The sequence below is a fragment of the Streptomyces sp. NPDC093801 genome, from assembly GCF_040701585.1.
In the GTDB taxonomy this organism is placed as follows: domain Bacteria; phylum Actinomycetota; class Actinomycetes; order Streptomycetales; family Streptomycetaceae; genus Streptomyces.
In genome coordinates this window covers 174667-195112 of record NZ_JBFBDP010000019.1, presented here as the reverse complement: position 1 = coordinate 195112, position 20446 = coordinate 174667, and the positions used below count along the sequence as shown (strand labels likewise).

10 protein-coding genes and 1 pseudogene are annotated in these 20446 nt (G+C 71.5%); 4 read left to right on the top strand and 7 right to left on the bottom strand.

Features of this window, described 5'->3' with window-relative positions; genetic code table 11:
- Both AB0469_RS23155 and AB0469_RS23150 read right to left on the bottom strand, forming a co-directional pair.
- Positions 1-2378 (bottom strand): AMP-binding protein (locus AB0469_RS23155; RefSeq protein ID WP_366453318.1); only part of this gene is annotated, 2378 nt, incomplete at its 3' end.
- 138 nt (positions 2379-2516) lie between these two features.
- A complete protein-coding gene (locus AB0469_RS23150; RefSeq protein WP_366453317.1) occupies positions 2517-3941 on the bottom strand; it encodes a helix-turn-helix domain-containing protein in 1425 nt (474 codons plus the stop codon).
- A gap of 321 nt (positions 3942-4262) precedes the next feature.
- Between AB0469_RS23150 and AB0469_RS23145 the strand changes: the two genes are divergently transcribed.
- The gene (locus tag AB0469_RS23145; RefSeq protein ID WP_366453316.1) at positions 4263-4457 is read left to right on the top strand and encodes a hypothetical protein; all 195 of its coding nucleotides are present in this window, start codon (positions 4263-4265) and stop codon (positions 4455-4457) included.
- Positions 4458-4896: 439 nt separating this feature from the next.
- Here AB0469_RS23145 and AB0469_RS23140 read toward each other — a convergent pair whose 3' ends face one another.
- Positions 4897-8337: a BTAD domain-containing putative transcriptional regulator gene (locus AB0469_RS23140; RefSeq protein ID WP_366453315.1), complete on the bottom strand. Its 3441-nt coding sequence runs from the start codon at positions 8335-8337 to the stop codon at positions 4897-4899.
- A gap of 333 nt (positions 8338-8670) precedes the next feature.
- Between AB0469_RS23140 and AB0469_RS23135 the strand changes: the two genes are divergently transcribed.
- Positions 8671-9009 (top strand): nuclear transport factor 2 family protein, encoded by a 339-nt coding sequence (locus tag AB0469_RS23135; protein ID WP_366453314.1) that lies wholly within the window; start codon positions 8671-8673, stop codon positions 9007-9009.
- Between the two features lie 497 nt (positions 9010-9506).
- On the opposite strand, the gene AB0469_RS23130 is transcribed toward AB0469_RS23135, so the two are convergent.
- Positions 9507-14327 carry a hypothetical protein gene (locus AB0469_RS23130; RefSeq protein WP_366453313.1) on the bottom strand — a complete coding sequence of 1607 codons (4821 nt, stop codon included), beginning with the start codon at positions 14325-14327 and terminating at the stop codon, positions 9507-9509.
- A 96-nt stretch (positions 14328-14423) separates the two neighbouring features.
- Here AB0469_RS23130 and AB0469_RS23125 point away from each other — a divergent pair.
- Positions 14424-15586 (top strand): IS3 family transposase gene (locus tag AB0469_RS23125; protein WP_366453312.1). Its coding sequence is split into 2 segments (ribosomal slippage): positions 14424-14708 and positions 14711-15586, totalling 1161 coding nucleotides; the frame shifts between segments, so codons are not numbered across the junction.
- Positions 15587-16283: 697 nt separating this feature from the next.
- On the opposite strand, the gene AB0469_RS23120 is transcribed toward AB0469_RS23125, so the two are convergent.
- The 3 genes and pseudogenes from AB0469_RS23120 to AB0469_RS23110 all read right to left on the bottom strand — a co-directional run bounded on the left by AB0469_RS23120 (position 16284) and on the right by AB0469_RS23110 (position 19476).
- A complete protein-coding gene (locus AB0469_RS23120; protein ID WP_366453311.1) occupies positions 16284-17075 on the bottom strand; it encodes a recombinase family protein in 792 nt (263 codons plus the stop codon).
- Between the two features lie 856 nt (positions 17076-17931).
- Positions 17932-18120, bottom strand: a pseudogene (locus tag AB0469_RS23115) (CorA family divalent cation transporter); the annotation flags it as partial.
- Between the two features lie 234 nt (positions 18121-18354).
- Entirely contained in the window at positions 18355-19476 is a 1122-nt protein-coding gene (locus tag AB0469_RS23110; protein WP_366453310.1) for a hypothetical protein, read from the bottom strand.
- 71 nt (positions 19477-19547) lie between these two features.
- Between AB0469_RS23110 and AB0469_RS23105 the strand changes: the two genes are divergently transcribed.
- On the top strand, positions 19548-19817 hold the full coding sequence (locus AB0469_RS23105; protein WP_366453309.1) for a hypothetical protein: 270 nt from the start codon (positions 19548-19550) through the stop codon (positions 19815-19817).
- The last annotated feature ends 629 nt before the right edge of the window (positions 19818-20446 follow it).

The window sequence follows — 20446 nt, the reverse complement described above, 5'->3', positions numbered from 1 at the left end:
ACGGTGGCGCCCGCCGGGACCCCGGGGTCCACGGTGTGGGTGGTGGTGAAGCCCATGGACTCGGCGGGGCCGTAGCCGTTGGTGATGGTCAGGTGGGGGTGGAGGGTGTGGAGGCGGGCGATGTGGGTGGGGGAGGCGGGCTCGCCCCCGGTGTAGACGATGCGGGTGGTCGTGAAGGTCTCGGGGTGCTCGTCGGTGAGGTAGTTGAACAGGCTCGACGACAGCTGGAGCATCGTCACGCCGTGCCGGGTGGACATCTCGGCCACCAGAGCCGGTTCGGGTCGTTGTCCGGGCTGGAGGACGGTGGTGCCGCCGTGGAGGAGGGCGCCCCAGAATTCGAGGCTGAAGGCGTCCCAGGAGACGGGGGAGCACTGGAGGAACACCTCGCCCGGCCCGAAGTGGGCGTAGCTCTGGCCGGTGACGGTGGAGACGAGGTTGCGGTGCGTGGACAGGATGCCCTTGGGGCGTCCGGTGGAGCCGGAGGTGAACATCACGCAGGCGGTGTCGTCCCCGGTCAGCGCCACCTCCAGGTCGTGGTCGGCGTACTCGTCGGTCTCCGTGGCCTCGGCGTCGGTACGGACCTCCGTCCAAGGCCCCCGCACCCCGCGTCCCGCGTGGGCGCTGTCGGTGACCAGGACCCGGAGTCCGGCCTCGGCTGCGGTGCCGCGGAGGCGTTCGTCGGGGAACTCGGGGTCGAGGAGGGCGTATCCGGCGCCGGTCTTGACCACGGCGAGGACGGCCACGGCGAAGGGGATCCCGCGTTCCAGGAGGATGCCGGCCAGGTCTCCGCGGCCCAGCCCCCGTGAACGGAGGTGCCGGGCCAGCCGGTTGGCGCGGAGGTTCAGCTCCCCGTACGTCACGGTCTCGGTGTCGAAGACCAGCGCGGGAGCCTCCGGCCGCAGCCGCGCCTGCTCCTCGAACCGGGCCGTCAGCACCGGCTCTCCGGTGTGCGGGACGGCTCGCCCGGACCACCCGCCGAGCACCCGCCGCTCCTCCTCGGCCCCCAGCAGCGGGACCTGCGACAACGGCAGTCCCGTGTCCGCCAGCAACCGCTCCACGAAGACGGCGAACCGGTCCTGGTGGCCGGCCACCCCCTCGATGTCGCACACCTCCGGAGAGGCGTCGAAGTCCACCCGCAGCCCGCCCTCCGGACCCAGGTCGTACACGCCGACCGCCAGGTCCTCCACGGGCCCGTTGCCCAGGTTGTGCTGCGTGGTCGGCAGCCCGCAGAACCGCATCCCCGGCGTGAACGCCATGATGTTCACCAGCGGTGCCGCGATCCGCCGGTCCGACTCGCCCAGCCCCAGGTCACGGCACACGTCCTCGTACCGGGCCCGCTGGTGCTTCAGGCCCTCCCGGGCCACCTCCCGCACCGTCAGCAGGAGTTCGGCCAGCGAGCCGTCGGCCCGCACCGGCACCCGCAGCGGCACCACGTTCGACAGCATCCCCGGGGTGCGGCGCGCCAGCTCGGTGCGGCGCCCCGTCACCGGAAGGCCCAGCACCGGCTCGTCCGTACCGCCCGCCCGGTGCACGTACGCCGCGACCAGCGCGATCACCAGCATCGTCCATGGGGTGCGGTGCTCCCGCGCCACCGCCTTCAGGCGCTCCGCCCGCTCCGGCCCCAGGACCACCGTGCGGCGCACGAACGGCAGCGCCCCCGGCACGCTCCTCCCGGTGTGGCCCTCCGCGAGCCGCGGTACGGGCGGCAGCCCGGCCAGGCGCTCCGCCCAGTACGCCCGGTCCGCGGCGCCCTCGGCGGAGGAGCGGTACTCCGCGTCCTCCGCCAGCAGCTCCGCGAGCGCCCCGAACGGGGAATCCCCCCACGGCTCCCCGGCCGACGCCCGCTCGTACAGCTCCACCAGCCGCTGGTCCAGCAGGGCCACGCCCATCCCGTCGATCGCCAGGTGGTGGTAGGCGTGGAAGGAGAACCAGCGCTCCTCGCCCGCCGCGGTGCGGCCCGCCGCGATCAGGACGTGCCGGGACAGCCAGTCCTGCGCCAGGTCGAACGGGCGGGCCAGCTCCTCGTCCATCCAGGCCCGGGCCGCCGCGACCGGATCGGCCGCCCCGCCCAGGTCCACGCGTCGCAGCGCCCGGTCACCGGGCTCCGCCCACACCTGCTGCCACGGCACCCCGTCCTCACCGGCGCCGACCCCGCGGACCCGCAGCACATCGGCCTCGGCCGCCAGCCGGTACCAGCAGCGGGCCAGCAGCTCCACGTCCAGCGGCCCGGTCAGCTCCCGGAACTCGCCGATGTTGTACCGGCAGCCCGAGGCGTCCAGGCCGTGGGCCATCCAGATGTCGCGCTGCGCCGCCGACAGCGGCAGCCGCACAGCGGCAGGCCCGTGCGCGGTGCCCTGTGCAGAAGCGTTGGGGGACATGCGGGTGCTCCTCGGTCTCGTCTCGGGGTCGGAAGTCCCGGCCCGGCCGGTGCGGCCCTCGGGTCGTTCTCGCCGTACGTCATCCAAGCCCCGCCCGGCACGCCCGGGCGGCAGTTGCTCCGGCACTCCGGGAGCAGATCAGCGTGCGGCGGCAGTTGTCCCGGCACGGCAGGCCCAGGCGGCCCGCACCGGCCCCAGCACCCGGAACCGCGAGGTGCCGTCCCGGTGCTCGGCCCGCACCGCCCCGCTGAGCAGCAGTTCGCGCAGCAGCCGCCCGCACTCCGGCAGCGCCAGCCCGGTCAGGGCGGTCAGATCGGCCAGCTCCCGGCCGCGGTCCGGCCCCGGCAGATCACCGCCGGGCGCGGCGCACAGTGCGTCGAGGAGGGCCCGCGGGCCCGCGGGGAGCCTGCCCAGCCGCTCCAGCAGGGTCTCCCGCAGCCCGGATCCGCCGCCCGCACCGCCCAGGTGGTCCAGGAGGGCGGCCGGGTCCTCGGCCAGGGTGCGGTACAGCGCCGCCAGGTCGTACACCACCAGCCAGGAGGCGGCCGCGGCCAGCGCACCCGGATGCCCGTCCAGGACCCGGCACACCCCGGCGGCCCGCTCCAGCTCGGCCGGGCCCGCGGTGAACTCCGGCCGGGTCCGCCGCACGTGGTCCAGGAAGACCCGCACCGCCGGGTTGGCGCCGGGGTCCGCACCCTCCTCCGGTACCGCCAGCGGCGACAGCAGGAAGATCCGCTCCCCGGGCACCCCCCAGGGCGCGTCCGAGGTCACCAGCAGCCGCAGTCCCGGGCAGGCCCGCAGCAGACCGGTCAGCCGGTCCACCCGCGGCGCCACGGACGGCGCCCCGTCCAGCACCAGCAGCGCCGGGGCCTCGCCGAGGAGCTCCGCCAGGGCCGCCGTGTCCCCGGCGGCCGACCCGTCCGGCCCCGGCCCGAACCCGAACAGGTCGGCCGCCACCGCGGTCAGACGGCCCGTCAGTTCGCGGTCGTGGCAGCCCAGGTACTCGGCGGCGCCGCCCCCGAGGGCGTGCCACAGCACCGGCAGGCCCGTCCCGTGCAGCCGCTCCGCCACCGCCAGCGCCAGCCGCGTCTTCCCCGACCCGGCCAGCCCGACCACGTTCACCAGCCGCTCCGTCGCCGCCGCCAGCTCGCCCGCCAGGACGGTCTCCTCGCCCGCCCGGCCCGCCATCGCGTGCAGGGCCGTCGGCGGCGCCGGCGGCTCCGCCCAGCCCCCGCCGGTGCCGCGGCCCTGCTGGGCTGCCGCCTCCAGCGCCGCCCGGGCCCGCGGACCCAGCCGCAGGGCGTCCGCCATCAGCCGGACCGTGTCCGTACGCGGCCGTCTCGCCCTGCCCTGCTCCAGGTCGCGGATGGCCCGCACGCTGATGGTGGACAGGTCGGCCAGCTCCCGCTGGGTCAGCCCGATGCGCAGCCGGTGCGCCCGGATCAGCGAGCCGAGGGGGGTGGAGCCCTGCGCGGGGCCCGCTCCGGCCGGGGAGGCGGGGGCCGCGGGTGCGGTCGGGCGGACGGCGGAGGAGGGGACGGACTGCACGGTGATCGTGTTCACGATGGCGCTCCCGGCGAAGGTGGTGGGGAACGACCGGGCTGGGGTGGTGGCGCCCGGTTCCTGGCCCCATCGTCGGCAGCGCCCTTATCCCGGCGGCATCTCCCGGCGCGCCCGCCGCGGAGCCCGGACGCTATCCCCGGCACCGTCCCCGCCGGGCGGCCGTCCTCACCGCCATCACGGGTTGCCCGGCGCTGACCGTCCCGTGATAGCGCGGCGATAACGGCGGGGACGGTGCCGGGATTCCGGCCCTTCCTAACGTGGTGCCCACAAGGAAGGAAGCGGCCCGGAACAGCCGGGACGCACCGCCGAAAGGACCCGGACATGAACCTCGCCCCCGCCCTCCGCGCCGCCCTCGTCGCCGTCGCCATCGCCGGAGCCACCCTCGTCGGAACCCAGATCGCCCAGGCCGACGCCGCCACCGGCCCCACCCCCACCGGCGTCACCGCCCCGGCCCCGGCCGCCCCGCAGGCCACCCCGTCGCCGTCCTCCAGCACGGGCACCAACCCCTGGGACTGACACCGGCCCGGCCGCCGGCCCCGGCACCCCCACGACCCCCGACGCACCACCCACCGCGCCCCCCGGCAGGACTGGCACGCTCCCCGGCCCCCCAGCCCCGGCACGACCCGCCTCGGCCCCGGCACGACCCGTTCCGGCAGCTGGCACGACCTGCCTCGGCCACGGCCCTGGCACGACCCGTCCTGGCCTCGGTACGGCCCCGGTTGCGACCTCGCGGTAGCCCCCGCAGGCCGACGTTCGCGGCACCGGACCGGCACGGCCTCTGGACCTGGGCCCAGCCCTGGTACGACCTGTCTCGGCCCCCGGATCGGCCCCTGGTACGACCTGTCTCGGCCCCCGGCATGACCCGCCTCGGCCCCGGCACGGCCGGTACGGCCCGGATCGGCCCCGCAGGCCGAACGCCCCGTCAGCGCCCCGGCACCACCCGCACCGCAGGCGGTCAGCCCAGGGACATCGCGCCGGACACCGGGCCGCCCCCGGACAGCAGCCCCGTTCCGGTCGGCCCCACCAGGCCCGCTCCGGCCGCCGGCCCCAGCAGACCCACCCCGGCTGCCGACTCCGACCCCACGGGCACCGCCGGCACCACGGCCGTCCGCAGCGGGCCCACCGCGTCGAGCATCCGCTCCGCCTCGGCCAGTTCCGGCGCCATCCGCCGCTCACGGAACGCCCGTACCGCCGTGTCCAGCAGCTCGCGCGCCCGCGCCCGGTCCGCCGCTCCGCCCGAGGACAGCAGCCGCGCCAGGTCCAGCCGCACCAGCGCCGCCCCGCCGTGGTCCATGATCTGCTCACGGACCGTCAGGGCCTGCGCGTAGAAGCCGCGGGCCGCCTCCCGGCGCCCCAGCTCGGCGTGCGCGTTCCCCAGGTCCCGCAGCAGGTGGCCCTCGCCGATCACGTCACCGTCGTCCCGGCACAGCTCCAGGACCTCGATGAAGGTCCGCACCGCCCGCTCGTGCTCCCCCTGCCCCTGCTGGAGCTGGCCGGCCCGCCGCAGGGTCCGCGCCTGCCCGCCGGTGTACCCCACCGAACGGTAGATGCCCAGGGCCTCGTCCAGTCGGGACTGCGCCGCCGTGACCTGGCCCCGGCGCATCCAGATGTGCGCGCTCTGGGTCAGCACGATGGCCCGACCCACCACGTCACCGACCTGGTCGAAATCCCGCAGCGCCCGGTCGTACAGGGTCAGCGCCCGCTCCTCGTCCCCGCGCATCCGCTCCAGCAGCGCCAGGTCCCGGTGGCAGAGCGCCAGCCCCTGCCGGTCCCCGACCTCCTGGAACAGGTCCAGCGCCGAGGCCAGCGCCGCCCGCGACTCCTCTTGCTGGCTGCGCCCCAGGTAGAGCACGCCCAGCGAACTCAGCAGGGCCGCCGCACCCCGGGTGTTCCCGGCCGCACGCGCGCACTCCAGGGCCCGCCGGTGGGTCCGCTCCCAGTCGTCGAAGTACCCCTTGCCCTCGAACAGGGTGGCCAGGGTCGCCGTCAGGTCCCAGCACAGCTCGTCCATCCCGGCCCGCGCCGCGTGCTCCACGGCCTGCACCAGATTGGCGTGCTCGCTGTCCAGCCACTCCAGCGGGTCCACCAGCAGCTCCGACACGCAGCTCTCCGGCGGCACCCAGCGCGGGGCGGTGCCGTGCAGCACCGTGAAGTCGCCGCCGTAGATCCGCCGGTGCGCCTGCTCGGCCAGCGACAGCCAGCCGCCCAGCATCCGCTCCAGCGCCGCCGTCTGCACGGCGGGCTCGTCGTGGAGGGCCAGCTGCTCCCGGGCGAACACCCGGATGATCTCGTGGAAGCGGTACCGGAACCCGCCGGTGGACTCCACGCCCACCACGTCCAGCATCTGCACGTCCACCAGCGGCTCCAACAGGTCCGAGGGGAAGGGCCGGTGGTCGTCGAGGAGCGCCCCCGCCAGCCAGCCCGGCAGGGTCGGCCCCTGGGCCAGGCTCAGCAGCCGCAGCAGCCTCCGGTCCTCCGCCCCCAGCCCGTCGTGGGTCAGCGACAGGCTCGCCCGCATGGTCATCTCGCCGTGCGTCAGCTCGTCCAGCCGGTACCGCTCGTTGGCGAGCCGCTGCACCATCGAGGCCAGGCTCCAGTGCGGGCGGGCCGCGAGCCGCGCGGCCACGATCCGCAGGGCCAGCGGCAGCCCGCCCACCGTGCGGATCAGCGCCTCCGCAGCCACCCGCTCGCGTCCGAGCCGGTCGTCGCCGATCACCCGGCCCAGCAGTTCCAGGGCCCGCTCGGTGTCCATCACGTCCAGCTCGACCCGGTGCGCCCCCGGCAGCGCGGTCAGCCGGACCCGGCTGGTGACCAGGACCGCGCACCGGCTGCTGCCGGGCAGCAGGGGCCACACCTGGCTCTCGGAGGCGGCGTCGTCGAGGACCACCAGGACCCGGCGCCGGGCCAGCAGGGTGCGGTACATCTCGGCCCGCTCGTCCTGGGACTCGGGGATCACCGGGCCGGGGATGCCCAGGGCCCGCAGGAAGCGGCCGAGCACCTCCGCGGCGGTGGCCGGGGATCCCGTGGTGCCCCGCAGGTCACAGTACAACTGGCCGTCCGGGAAGGCGTGTTCGCCGAGCCGGTGGCCCAGGTGTGTGGCCAGGGTGGACTTGCCGGTGCCGGGCTTGCCGACGATCACGGCCAGGCCCACGGCGCGGCGCCCGTCCTCCCCGAGCAGGACCCGTTCGACCGCCGCGAGCTGCTGCTCGTCCCCGACGAAGTCGGAGGTGTCGGCGGGCAGTTGCCGCGGGGTCTCCTCGGCAGCGGCCGGTGCGGTTCCTTCGGAGGTCCGCCCCGCAGGGTCAGCGCCCCCGGCGAGGGGCGCGCCGGGGTCCGTCGCCTCCCCGGGGAGGGCGGCGGCGTATGCGGGGCCGGTGCCGGGGCCGGCGGGGGAACCGGGCAGGCCGCTGGTGCGCGGCAGGGCGTCCGGCCCGGGCGCGCGCACCGCGGGACCGGCCGGCCCGGCCGAGGCTCCCGGGGCGGTTGCGGGGGCGGTTCCGGCGGCGGCGGAGGGGGCCGGTCCGGAGCCGGGTACGGGGCTGCCCGGGCCACCGGCAGCCCCCACCCCGGCCGGCCCGGGAGCGGCAGGTTCGGCGTCCAGGGCCGGTGCGGGCGGCACCCCGCCGGAGAGGATCGCCGCCTCCAGGCCGCGGAGTTCACTGCCGGGCTCCAGGCCCAGCTCCTCCACGAGGAGTTCCCGCCCGACCCGGTAGGTCTCCAGGGCCTCGGCCTGGCGGCCCGACCGGTACAGGGCCAGCATCAACTGCCCGCGCAGCCGTTCGCGGAGCGGCTCCTGGCGCACCAGGGTCTGGACCTCCGCGACCAGCTGGTGGTGGCGGCCGAGGTCGAGCTCCAGCTCGATGCGGGTCTCGGTGGCCGTCATCCGCTCTTCGTCGAGCTGGAGGGCCTTGCCCCGCAGGCTCTCGCTGGGTATCCCGCTGAGGCACGCCCCCTCCCACAACTCATCTGCCTCACGCAGGAGTTCGGCGGCCGTCCCGAAACGGCCCTGACGGGCGGCGATCCGCGCGTCCGCCACCCGGCGGGCGAACAGCACGGCGTCGACGAGCTCGCCCTCGGTCTTGAGCACGTACCCGGGCGGGCGGGTGGTGATGGCGGCGGCGACCCCCGCCTTGGTGAAGAGCTTCCGCAGCCGCGAGACGCAGATCTGGACCTGGGTGCGGGCGGTGTCCGGGGGCTCGTCCTCCCAGATCAGGTCCACCAGGTAGTCGGTGCTGACGACGCGGTCGGCCTCCAGCAGGAGCGCGGCCAGGATGACCTCCTGCCGTCCCGGCGGTACGCGGACGGGGCCGACCGCGCCGATGACCGAGAGGGGGCCGAGGATCCGGAAGGCCACCGGTTCGAGAGCGTGCCGTGCCCCGCCGGGCGAAACGGTCATGAGTCTCCCAGCTGGAGCCGCGCTTGTGAGGTGGTTGAGCGGCCCGGTCAGTCTGGCCGAACGCATGAGCTGTTGTCCATGGCGTGGAGATTTCGTGGCGATGAAGCGTCGTTGGCCGAAAACCGGCCCTCTGGCCTTGGGGTCCCGCAGGCCCGTCCGTGCAGGCCGGAGCCTTGCGGAGGGCCCGTCCGCGCGGTGGGCGCGGGTCACTCCGGCCGCGTGATAGGGGCGCGATAGCGGCAAGTTGCGGCCCTCCCGGAAGCTGTACCCACCGCACCGCACCGCACCGCTGGACCGCGACCGCGCGGGGCGGCCGTAGGAAAGGACCCCTCGATGGACAGCCGGTACACCGGACGGCGTGATCCGAGCCGTGTCGTCACCGATTCCGGGGTGGACCACGTACGCCTCGCCTACGACTACCTCGACGCAGGAGACCTCGACGGCTACGGCTCCCTCCTGGACGCCGGCGCCCTCGGGGCGGAACTGGAGGGGCCCCGCCCGCCCGGGGCCCGGCACCTCATCACGCGGATCGTCGCCGACGGGGACTGCGTGATCGCCATGGGCAGACTGGCGCCCCAGCAGCGTGACTTCGTCGACGTCTTCACCCTCTCCGCGGAAGGCATGCTGAGCGGCTGCCGCCGCTACTACGCGACAGCCACCTCCCCACCCTGACCACTGCGGCGGTCCCCTCCGACAAGGCGACCACCGCCCTCCCCACGGCCCGCCGGCCCACACACCACCACAACCCGCCCCCGGAACGCCGTGCCGCCCGGCAGGGCCCCCTGCGGATCGTCCAGATCAGGGTGGGGGTGAAGAGGATGGCGGCCCAGGAGGAGATTTTCTTGAAGTTGTCGCCCTCACACAGCTGACCTGCGGAAACCGGCAATGCGGGCGGTCTGACCTGCGACGATCCGCCTTTCCTGCCCTTTCGCCGTACTGCGGATTGATGCGGCCGACCCTCCCCAGCCGCTCCCCAACGGGGCTTCATTCTCCCCAGATTCTCCCCAGCCATGGCTGGCCCCCGAAGCCGCATCGCCGCTGGCCAGGGGCGTGATGCCGGCGGTGTGACGGCTACGTACCGTGTGGGTGAGCGATGCGTGGCCACGCCCTGCCTCCGTCAGCACTACCTACTGAGGGCGGCGCTTCTGGCCTCCGCGCCGCCCCCCGGTTCAGTCGTCTTGGCGGCTATCCCGCTGCTTCTTGCCGATAGGCGGGACCGCGAACTGTCCGTCCTTCGTGAGTACGGTGGAGTACCCGAGGCTCTCCACGAAGACGCGGAGTTTCTGCCGCCCCCGCATTTCCTTGTACCGTGTGTCGCCGAATGTCCTCTGCAACTGCGCACCGATGAGGTACGAGGTGACGTCACCGTCCTCCACGGCGATGGACAGCAACTCGTCGATAACGAGCTGACAGGCGGCTCGGGCGTCCTCCTTGGCCCGCTGCACAGCCTGCTGCCGCATCTGTGCAGACACCTGGATCGGCGGGCGGGGCGCAGGTACCTCGGCTACCAGGACTGCGTCGGACCGATACGACGGCGGGCCCTTGTGCGCGGACAGTGGGGCCACTTCCCGCAGGTTGCGGTGGAGCCGCTGCTCCTGGGCCAGCTCGACCCGCCAGGCACGCAGCCCGTCCTGGGCGAATCCTAGATCGAACTCCACGATCTTGTTGACGTGAGTGCTCGCGTGGAACTTGCTGCCTGGCGGGAAATAGGCCCGCATCTCGCCGCCCTCGACGGCGACTTGAGCGTCACGCCCGTCGATCTTCCGCACCACGCCGCGGATACGTCGGCAGATCTCGGCGGAGCGCTCCCAGTCGCTGGTCTTGTGACGGCGCTCACCGAGGTCCCGGTGGTACGCCAGGAGGGACCCAGAGAACTCCTCGTCGCGGCCCGTCCGCTTGGCCGCCCACTCGTAGCTCCACCGCGAGTCGCGGCGAGTAGTGAACCTCTTCGCCTCCGCCAGATAGCGGGCGGCCACCTGCTGGTCGTACTCCTCCCCATCGAGCCACCTCATGAAGTGGATAACGTACAGGTAGTAAGAGGCCACCGGACTGTTGCGGTTCTCGGACACCTCTTTGAAGCGGGCGAGGGCCGCGCCATCGGTGTATTCGGGCAGTTTCCGGAAGGCCCGGAACCAGAGTTCCAGATCGTGATCCGCTAGGTCCCCATCACGCTGCTCGAAAGCAGAATCGAAGAACCCGACGGCCATTCTGAAGACGTCCTCAGACTCGTGTTGCTCCGCAACCGCCTCGTCCTTGAGTAGCTCTCGGGCGAGAGCCACGACGAAACCCTCGTGAGCCCGCGACTTGAGGGACACATCACGCCATGCAAGGATCAGTTCCGTCGGGGTGCCGGTGACTCCGTCGATGCGGTCTCGCGCCTTAACAAAGTACCCGCTGCCACCATTTTCCGGATCAACGGACTCGCAGGCCTCCAGCAGTGAGAGGGCCAGGCGGAGTTGCGTATCCGCCCAACGCCCGACGTCGCTTCCGGAGTCCACCAGGTCCTGCAGCCTGCGGCATCCAGCGAGCCGCGGAAGCTGTTCCAGCACAGCCGCGATCATTTCTACGGCGGTCACGTAGTTGTGCTCGCCCTCGGGATTGATCCCACGGCCTTCCTCGAACGACCTGAGCCCGCTCTCGTACCGACCGAGGACGAATTCCAGCGCATCGTGCGCACTGCCCTGGTAGAACTTCAGTGCGTCCTGCACCGCGTCGCGGTGGAGGAGACCCAGCGCGTGGTGGAGCGTGGAGTCGGGCCTGGGGGCGATTTCGATCGCCTTCTCGATGTACTTCTGGGCCTGGCCGTCCTGGAGCCCCTTGTACCGCTGGTAGTAGCGCCCGAGGTGCATCCAGAAGTGAGGCTCCGCGTGGTACCGGCGGGTGAGCTGCAGCAGTACGCGGTAGGCGTCCTCCCGGTAGTCGTTGCCGCCAAGGGTCAGGATCAGGTCGGAGAATGGCTTCTGCCGGCCTCCCGTGTTCCCTCGGTTGATCAACAGGTGCTCCAGAAGGTCGCGCCCCACGCCGTCATCGCCCATCCGTCCCGCCACCTGGTCGATGAACTCGACGGCCAGGTCCGCCAGCCTGCTGGCCCAGCCGTGCTGCCCCCGGGCGGCGTCGATGACCGCCTCCAGAAGCACCCGGGCGATCGTCGGGTGCATGATCCGCACACCGTCGCCGTATGCGACGACGAGTCGGCGCAGAGCTCGGCCCAGGACGTCCTCCAGACCATCCCGGGAGTCGTTGGCGGCCGCGGTGTGGCCCCTCCACACCCCTTTCAGCCAGCGACGGACGAGTGAGTTGGGCACTCCCCGCTGCGCGTGAGCGGTGATCAGGGCCAGATAGCCGGCAACCCGCCGCTCCTCCGCGGAGAACTCGCTCAGATGCGCCTTGACGTACTTCCCGGTTCCTTGGAAGTCGTCTTCGAAGGCGATCAGGCCGAAGAGGAACGGGGAGAGCTGCTGCGGGAGGCCGACCGGCCCGAGCGCCTGTACCGCGGCCGCTGCCCGGGGAGTGCGCGCCCGTTGGGCGTACTCCTTGCGGAACTGTGCCACCTCGCGCTGCGACATGAAGTCGCCAAGGAAGAACTTCCGGTCGTCGGCATCTTTCAGCAGTGGCCTGTCCACGCTGTTGCGCGGCCCGGTACGCGGAGACGTCCGGGTGACCCAGAGGAGGACTGCGGGTGCGTTCAGCTGCTTGAGTTTGCGGTACAGCTCCTCCCGCTCACTTTGGGACACGTCGGCGCTCTCTGCCACCACCAGGACCGTTCGGCCGGTGAGCCGGTAGATCTGGTCCACTCGTTCGATGGTTCCCGGGCTGTATGTATCGACCAGCACTACGGGGTGGTCCCGGTGCAAGTCCCACGCCACGCGCCGTGCCAGGGTCGAGCCGCCCGCGCCCGGGGTGTGGAACAGCTCCAGACTCTTCGTGCTCTGCCGCTCCAACACGTCCAGGATGGTGCTCTTGAGCTCGGTACCCAGGTCCCGAGGGATGTCCAGCCTGTTGTCCAGATCCAGCCAGCTCGCCGGACGACCGCGCCAGAACTCGTCGGATGGCTCGTCGCGAAGCTCGGCCTCGATGGTCTGCGAATGCAACACCACGAGATCGGCCTCAAGCTGGACCAGCAACTTCTGAGGTACTGGTACTGGTCCCTCCACCCCTGGCAGGGTTGTGGAAGCGCCCACCGGCCGCGTCGGCTGGCCGAGGGCGAACTCGTCGAGCAGGGCCCGGAAGGCGGGGCTGGAACCCGCCACCTGCAGAGCGTCGAACGATTCGTGGTAGAGATCCTCGATCTCCTCCCGGATCCACCGGGTGCGGCTGTCCTCCTCGCTGTCGGCGGTGACGCAGACGACGATCGCCGACCGGTTGGCGCTGGACGCCCGGTGCTGACTGAGGACATCCTCCATGACCTGCTTGTAGACGTGGCGCCATTCGCGGAAGCCCTCGGGGGCCTGCTCACCGTGACTCCCCCATCCACCGGCCATGACCCAGGGCACGGCGTTGCGCGCTGCCGGGGGCGACGGGTGGACGCCCCGGAAGGCTGTGGCGTAGGCAGCTGTGTCCTCGTTGAACAGCGCGGCTGGACCACTGGCCTCGCTCTGCGGGTTCAGATCGATGATCACCGACCAGCGGTGCGCCAGCAGGTGCACCATGTTTTCGTCGAGAACCCCGTCCTCCACGATGAGGAAGCCGTCGGTTCCGCTGTGTACGGCGGCCACCAGGGGTGCCAGTCGCTCCTTCATTTTGGCGACTGCGTCGGACGCCGGTGTCGGCATGGCAGATCCGTCGAAGCTGTTCTGCGCGGGGTGAGGGTCGACGGACTCGGCCAACATGCGGCCCAGAAGCTCGTGGTGATAGTGGTCGAGGTACTGAAGGGCGTTCCAGCCAGCCATCCGGTAGGCCTCGGTCCTCAGGGACTCTGGCATGTTCTTGGCCGCGAAGTTCAGGGAGGCACCCAGCCGGGCCAGCCTGAAGAGTCGTTCGAGGGAGTCCCCGCGGCTCGGCTCCCGCTCGGCGACTGTGCGCAGAGCCCTGCCGCGGATGCGCTCGACCACATGTCCGAAGTCTTGTCCCCCGATCTCGAAGATGCCACCCGTATCTACGGTGATCAGGGCCTGTGCGGGTCCCGGCCTCTTGAGCCGGTCCTCCATGGCGAGCAGTGCCGCTGTCTCCAGATAGGCCTGGTCGTAGAACAGCGGCTTCGCCGTACCCCAGTTCACGTCGATCAGCCAGTAGTGCACTTCATCCTTGCGCGCCATGTCGATCAGGATGTTGCGCAGGTGCAGGTCGCCATGGGAGGCGCCCTCCAGGACGAAGATCTCGCCATCCATCAGCTCGGTCTCGCCCAGTAGCGACCACGGATCGGGTAAGACCCTGGTTCCCAGGACGAAGGTGGTGCCCGAGATCCCGGCCATCCTCCGGGTCTCCTGCAGCGCACGGCCCCGCCTCCCCTGCGGGAACCCCACGCCCAGCCAGGCCTCGAGAACCTCGCGGACGGTCTTCATACCTCCGCCAGTCTTCTGGCCGAGTTGGGCGGTCAGCAACCCGCCGCTCACCTCACCGCATGCGTCGACCAGCACCAGGGATCCGGATTGGTCAGCTGCCTTTACATGCACGAGGGACTCCCCGGCAATACCGTAGACGTCGACGCGGAGCCGATCGTCGGCGGCTGACAGGTGCAGCTGTGGCAGATGCCGCCCGCCATAGGTGCCGAGGTCTGTCGTGAACCGCTGGTGTGCCTCGTGCTGACGCTCCCCGGAGTCCGGTGAAACCTTGAGGATCACATGCCCCTCAGGCTCGGGGCGGTTGGCGCGCATGACATCGGCCAGCACGACTTCGGCACCGGTGTAACCGCCGCCGAGTTCCTTGATTCGACTGAGTACCACCTCCTCGCCCAACTCGCCGCGGAGGATGCGGAGCACGCGCTCGTGGCGGTTCCTCGCTTGCTCGGTCTCAGGGCTGTTCGTGCCCGCTGGCTCCGGAGGATGCGTCATGGCGGGATCCTAGGGCACTGCCGAGATGGGTCTGCCGCTCGATCGGGTGACATCTGAACTGGCTTGCCTTGTTGGGCAGGTGGGAAGGATGTCGCTGTGCCGAAGCCTTATCCGGAAGAGTTCCGCCAGGACGTCGTGCGGGTCGCGAGGAACCGTGGTCCGGGTGTGACGGTCGAGCAGGTGGCCACCGATTTCGGGGTCCATCCGATGACGTTGTGGAAGTGGATGTGCCGGGCGGACATCGACGACGGGACCAAGGCCGGGACGACGAGCCGGGAGAGCGTGGAACTTCGGGAGGCACGTCGGCGGATCAAGCTGTTGGAGCAGGAGAACGAGGTCCTGCGTCGGGCCGCGGCGTATCTGTCTCAGGCGCATCTGCCGGGAAAAGGATCTACCCGCTCGTGAAGGAGCTGGCCGGGGACAGGGTGTCCGTCACGGTGACGTGCCGGGTGCTGAAGCTCGCCAGGCAGCCGTACTACCGGTGGCTCGACAAGCCGGTGGCCGACGCCGTGCTGGAGGAGGCGTATCGCGCGAACGCGCTGTTCGACGCTCACCGCGAGGACCCGGAGTTCGGCTACCGGTTCCTGGCCGACGAGGCACGCGGGGCCGGGGCGGCGATGGCGGACCGGACGGCGTGGCGGATCTGCCGGGAGAACCGCTGGTGGAGCGTGTTCGGCAAGAAGCGCGGCCGTGGCGGGAAGGCCGGCCCGCCGGTGCACGACGATCTCGTCCGTCGTGACTTCACCGCGGCGGGCCCGAACCGGTTGTGGCTCGCCGACATCACCGAGCACGCCACCGGTGACGGGAAGCTGTATCTCTGCGCGATCAAGGATGTGTTCAGCAACAGGATCGTGGGCTACTCCATCGACGCGCGGATGAAGTCCCGCCTGGCCGTGACCGCCCTCAATAACGCCGTGGCCCGGCGTGAACACGTGGACGGATGCATCCTGCACACCGATCGCGGATCGCAATTTCGATCAAGGAAATTCGTCCGGGCGCTCGACCGTCACCGGATGGCCGGATCGATAGGCAGAGTCGGGGCGGCCGGCGACAACGCGGCCATGGAGTCCTTCTTCAGCCTGCTGCAGAAGAACGTCCTCGACCGCCGCACCTGGACCACCCGGGAGGAACTGCGGATCGCGATCGTGACCTGGATCGAGCGGACCTACCACCGACGCCGCAGACAAGCCGCACTCGGCCGCCTGACCCCCGTCGAATACGAGACCGTCATGACCACACCGGCCCTCCAAGCCGCGTGACTGAACCTGTCACCCGAACCTGCACCAGACCCGATCGAACTCTGCTTGCCACGCGGGTTGTTGTCACAGGTAGCTGACCACGGGATGCGTCCGCCGAGCTGCTCCATTATGGCGTCGTCAGTAGCGGTGCGGGCCATGATGCGCGAGCCCGCGCCCAGAGTGCGCTGGGGTGGACGCTGCCGTGCGACGGCTGCCGCAGCCCGTTCTTGCCCTTACTGGCAGGCGGCACGAGCCGTCGCCCGCTTGCGGATGAGGGCTGACGCGTGGCCCCGCTCAGAAGCCGATGTCACTGTCCGTGATCTGTTAGGGGGCGGCAGGGGCTACTGGCGATATGCCGAGCAGGGAAGAGGGCAGGGGCGAAGCCGCAGACGGAGGAGCTGAGTCGCCAGTCGTTGCGGTTGCCCGGCGGCGGGCTCGGGCCGCGCATGGCCGACTTGCGCCTGCCACCGGCCTGGACCGCGCCGGCCACCCGGACACCGTCGAGGTGGTCTTTCAGACCTGGTACGGAAACTACCCGATCCCGCCCGCCCTCAGACCGGCATGTTCGGCCTGCCCAATATTGCTCCCGAGAGCGCCCCGCACTCGACCGGCTTGCCGCCTACTTCGGCCGTACGGTCTGAGAGCTTTCCCACCCTGGGGCCTGGGGCAGCTAGCGACCTGCCGTCCGGGTCCGCTGGACCTCGCGGGAGTCCTGGAATCACCGGCGCCATCCCGCTCTGCGGAGCTTGGCGGCGACGGCCTTGTCGTAGAGGTCTGTGTAGGGCTCGGTAGGCGGGTGGATGCTTTCCGGGGGAGGGGGAGGGCGGTCGAGGATCCGACTGAGTGTGCCGGACGTCCATCTTGCGCCGCTCCGCGTGCTGAAGCCCTCGGCGTCCAGTAGGTCGCAGACCTGTCGAAGCGTCTTGCCTTCCTCCCTCAGCTGGAGCGCCCTGGTGCGAGTCTCCTGCTCATCCACGTCGGGCAGGAGCCAGCCTTGGTAGGCGATCCAGCCGAAGGGAGGTGCGCCGAAGGCGTACCCGCCCTTGGCCTTCTTGTCTCTGCGGGCGCTCTGCATGCGCCGATTCTGAGTGAGTGGGATTGACTGGTGGGATGGAGGGTCCGGTACGGCTCGGCGAGCGGTCCAGCGCCGCTGGATCACGTCGACGGGCTGGCCTGTGTCGGTGGCGATCAGTTGGGGGATGCCGCGGTCGAGTACCCGCATGTGTCGGTACTCCCCTATGCCTCCCGCGATCCACTCTGGCCAGAGGTGGAGGGGTGCGTCGAGGACGCGCTCGGTGGCGATGAGGGCGGCCTGGATGGTACCGGCGAGGTACGTCTCCGCCACACGGTGGGATGAGCTGGTGTATTCGTGGATGCTGAGGAGTTCATGGCCGTTCTCCACAGCCCATCTGCGGATTGCCGCCCGCTGGGCTTCCTCTGCTGGCAGCCCAGGGACGCGGTTCCGGAAGAACCATGAGTGGTCGTCGATGATGAGGCCCAGAACACGCATGTTCGCTCCGCTGTCTTGAATCCGTGGCCGGGTAGGTGGTGCGGCCTGGTCTCAGACCGCACCATCAGCTGCTATCGGGCCTGGACGTACCAGGCGACTGTGGCGAAGATTCCCCCGCCGATCGCTGTGAATACACCGCGTACGAGTCCGTGGGCTGCGGTTCGCGTGTACGGGCGGAGCCGGTGCCATCGCGGGCGACGACTGGGCGGGGGAGCGGGCAGGGTGCGTGACTCGGAGGTAGAGAGTTGCGTACGGTGGAACAAGGCAGGCCCCCAGGGCGTTGTCGATCAGCCCCTGCGCAGTTCTTGAAGGGACGCGGCGCAGGGGCTTTGGTCAACGTCCATGCTGAACGCCGGAGTTGTCGCAGACACGCATGCCGGATAACTACAGCAGACGATCTTCGCCAGCCCCGGTCTGGGTCGGTGCGTTCACCTGGCCTCCCGGCAGCAGTGCTGGCACGCCCTTCCACCGGGTGTTCCACATGCCGGCAATAAGCGAGTGAGCTATAGACCGTGAATCGGTCGTGGCCCGGGGCTCGTTGCTGTCTATCGGCACAGGGCCGCCTCTGATGTCCTGCCGGGTCAGCCAGGCACCTCCCTCAAAGCGCAGCGGGGGTCACGTGGGGCCTGCGGTCAGGACTTGGCGCGGAGGGCGGCACCAGAGCAGGTGTGTATTGGCCTCGGGAGCCTCAGCGGTGTTAATGAGGCTGGCGGCTTCGCTCGCCTACCGTCCTGGAGCGCCGCGCGAGCCTGCTCCCCGGCGCGGCGCATTCTCCCCAGATTCTCCCCGGAACCCCGAACTGCCTCCTCAGGTGTATTCGCTGTAGCGAAGATGACCGGTGGGGGTTGCTCGCTGTCTACAGCCAGTCGCGCTTCTTGAAGATGACGTACAGGCTGACGCAAACCACTGCCATCAGCAGGATTGCGAAGGGGTAGCCGCCTGCCCACTTCAGCTCGGGCATGTACTCGAAGTTCATGCCGTAGATGGTTCCGACCAACGTGGGTGCAAACAAAATGGCCGCCCACGAGGAGATCTTCTTGATCTCGCGTTGCTCGGGCAGGTCGACTGCGTTTGTGCTGCAGGCGGAGCGATCCGGTGCCGTCGGTGTCGAGCTGTGGATCGCATCTTGGACCTGGTCCGGGTGCACGGCGGAACCTGCCAACGGTTCCGAGCTGCGCCGCGTGCCGAACTCTTCGTGGCGCACCGCGATGTCGCCCCCACGTCAGCGTCCAGGGGTAGACACCCATCGGCCGTGCCTCCGGCCCGCCGGACGGTGCCCCTAGAAGATGCCGGCCGGCGTGTTGCGCGTGAGGTTGTCGAGGAGGGTGCGGAGCCAGGGGGTGCGGATGGCGGGGAGGCGGACGAGGGTGTCGCGGAAGGTTCGCGAGTCGACTCGGAACGGGGGGTGGTGGTGGGGCGGGGGGACCGGGTGGTCCTCGCGCAGCATGCCGGCGGGCATCCGGCTCAGTGTCGTTGTGATGGCCGGGTGCGGCTCGGGGAAGGCCAGGTACCGCCACACGCCGAACGGCAGGGGGACCCGGTACGCGGACGCGGCCGGGCCGTCGGGGCTCCAGGTCTGCCCGCTCTGCGGATGGGTGGGTACGAGAAGGGCGCCCGCGGCCGCGTCGGGGGCGGGCAGGCCGGGGCCGGCGAGTACGGCGTGCCGGGCCGGCGGGCCCGCGGGCAGCAGGGAGTCGAGGGCGCCTTGGAACACCTCTGCGGTCAGGCCGTCCGGGACGGTCACCGGCCGCCCGTCCGACGCCACGAGGAAGTGGGCGAGGGCACGGCCCGCTGCCGCTTCCCACCGGGGGCTCCACGACGACCACCACTTCTCCACCCCGGGCCCGCACCCCCAAGAGCCTATGGACTCGAAGGGGGGCGTGGCCTCCCGCGCCTCCAGCAGCTCGGGCCAGGAGAGCGGCGGCTCTTCGCCGCCGCCGACGGGGACGCGGCGCACGGCGACGGGGTCGAGCCAGACCGCCTGCCAGAGCGAGCAGTCGTCGATCCGGGTCGCCACGGGCCGGCCGCAGGCCGCGCACCCCGTGTTCGGGCCGCCGGCCCCGTCGAGGCCGCAGCAGTAGCTGGTGCCACGGTTCTCCGGGATCAGGACGGTGCCGTGGGCCTCGCCGGGTGCGATGACGACCGCGCCGGGCGCGCTGTCGGAGAGCGCGTGGACGGGTGCGTAGATGCCGCGCGCCTCCGCCTCGTCCGGGTCGATCTCCGCCCATTTCCGCCAGGGCGGCCCCCAGGGCTCCGGTTCCACGGCGAAGGTTCCGGGGTCCATCAGCACCGGGAGCTGGGCTCCGTTGCCGTACTGCTGGTGGGCGTGGACCGGCAGGGCAACTTGGGACAGCGGGGCGGTCAGGTCGGCGTCGCACCCTGCACACACAAAAACGAACAAACGTCCTCCGTCCGGGAATCGTGGGCATCATCGCATGCCGGCCCCGACCGCCCCGCGTGTACGGTCGGGGCATGAGTGCCACTCCCCAGCCGACTCCGGACGAGATCGAGGACCGTTTTGCTGCGCTCGTCGAGGGTCGGCTCACGCGGGACGAGGCGGACCGCTGGGCCGCCGGCTGGGTGGCACGGGACGAGCTGGACTGGGACGACCTCTCCTGGTGGGCACTGGACCTGCTGCACGGAATCGACCTTCCTGCGGGTCGGGGCGGCGGCTTCCTGCACGACGACGAGCAGGTGCGGATCTGGCTCGCCGAGTTGAGGAGACGCCGGACGGTGGCGTGAGACCGGTCCCGAACCGGAAGCGCAGCGCCCGCCACACCGACCCCGTCCGCGTCCGTCGGGGCCCGGGTTGCCGTTGCGGCGGCTTCCACGGTCGTGAACAGGGCCGGAGCGACCCGCTGAGGCGATCGTGAGGGGTGACGGTCGCGGTGACGGACCGGCCGATCGCGGAGGTGGCCCGGATGCCGGGAGTGACCGCCCGGATCCAGTACGAGTCTGCGCCCGGCAGCGTTCCCGCACCCTGGTCCGGTGCCAGCCGAATACCGCGGACTCCCCGCGGTTGGGCTCCGGCGGGGTACGGTGCCCCCCCCGGGTCGCGTCCGGCCCCGGGGGAGGGTGCGGCATCGCCTGTTCCAGGTCCTCGCGGGCGTCGTCCCGGGGGATTGGGCTTCGGAGGCGTTCAGGCAGTGCCCGGGCTGCCTGAGGGTCGAGTCGATGTGAGCGGGCGCACGCGCGACCGCGTCGGGCCACCTCTCCTGTTCCTCGACCCTGCGGATCGCCGCACGCGCCGGCGCCGAGACGCTGCGCACCCGGTGGGCCGGGTGCTGCCGTCGTGGCCGCCGCTCTGCGCGGACGGGCTCGGGGCGCCTGCGCGGCATCGCCCTTCCGGATGGGCAAGAGGGGGTCCCGCC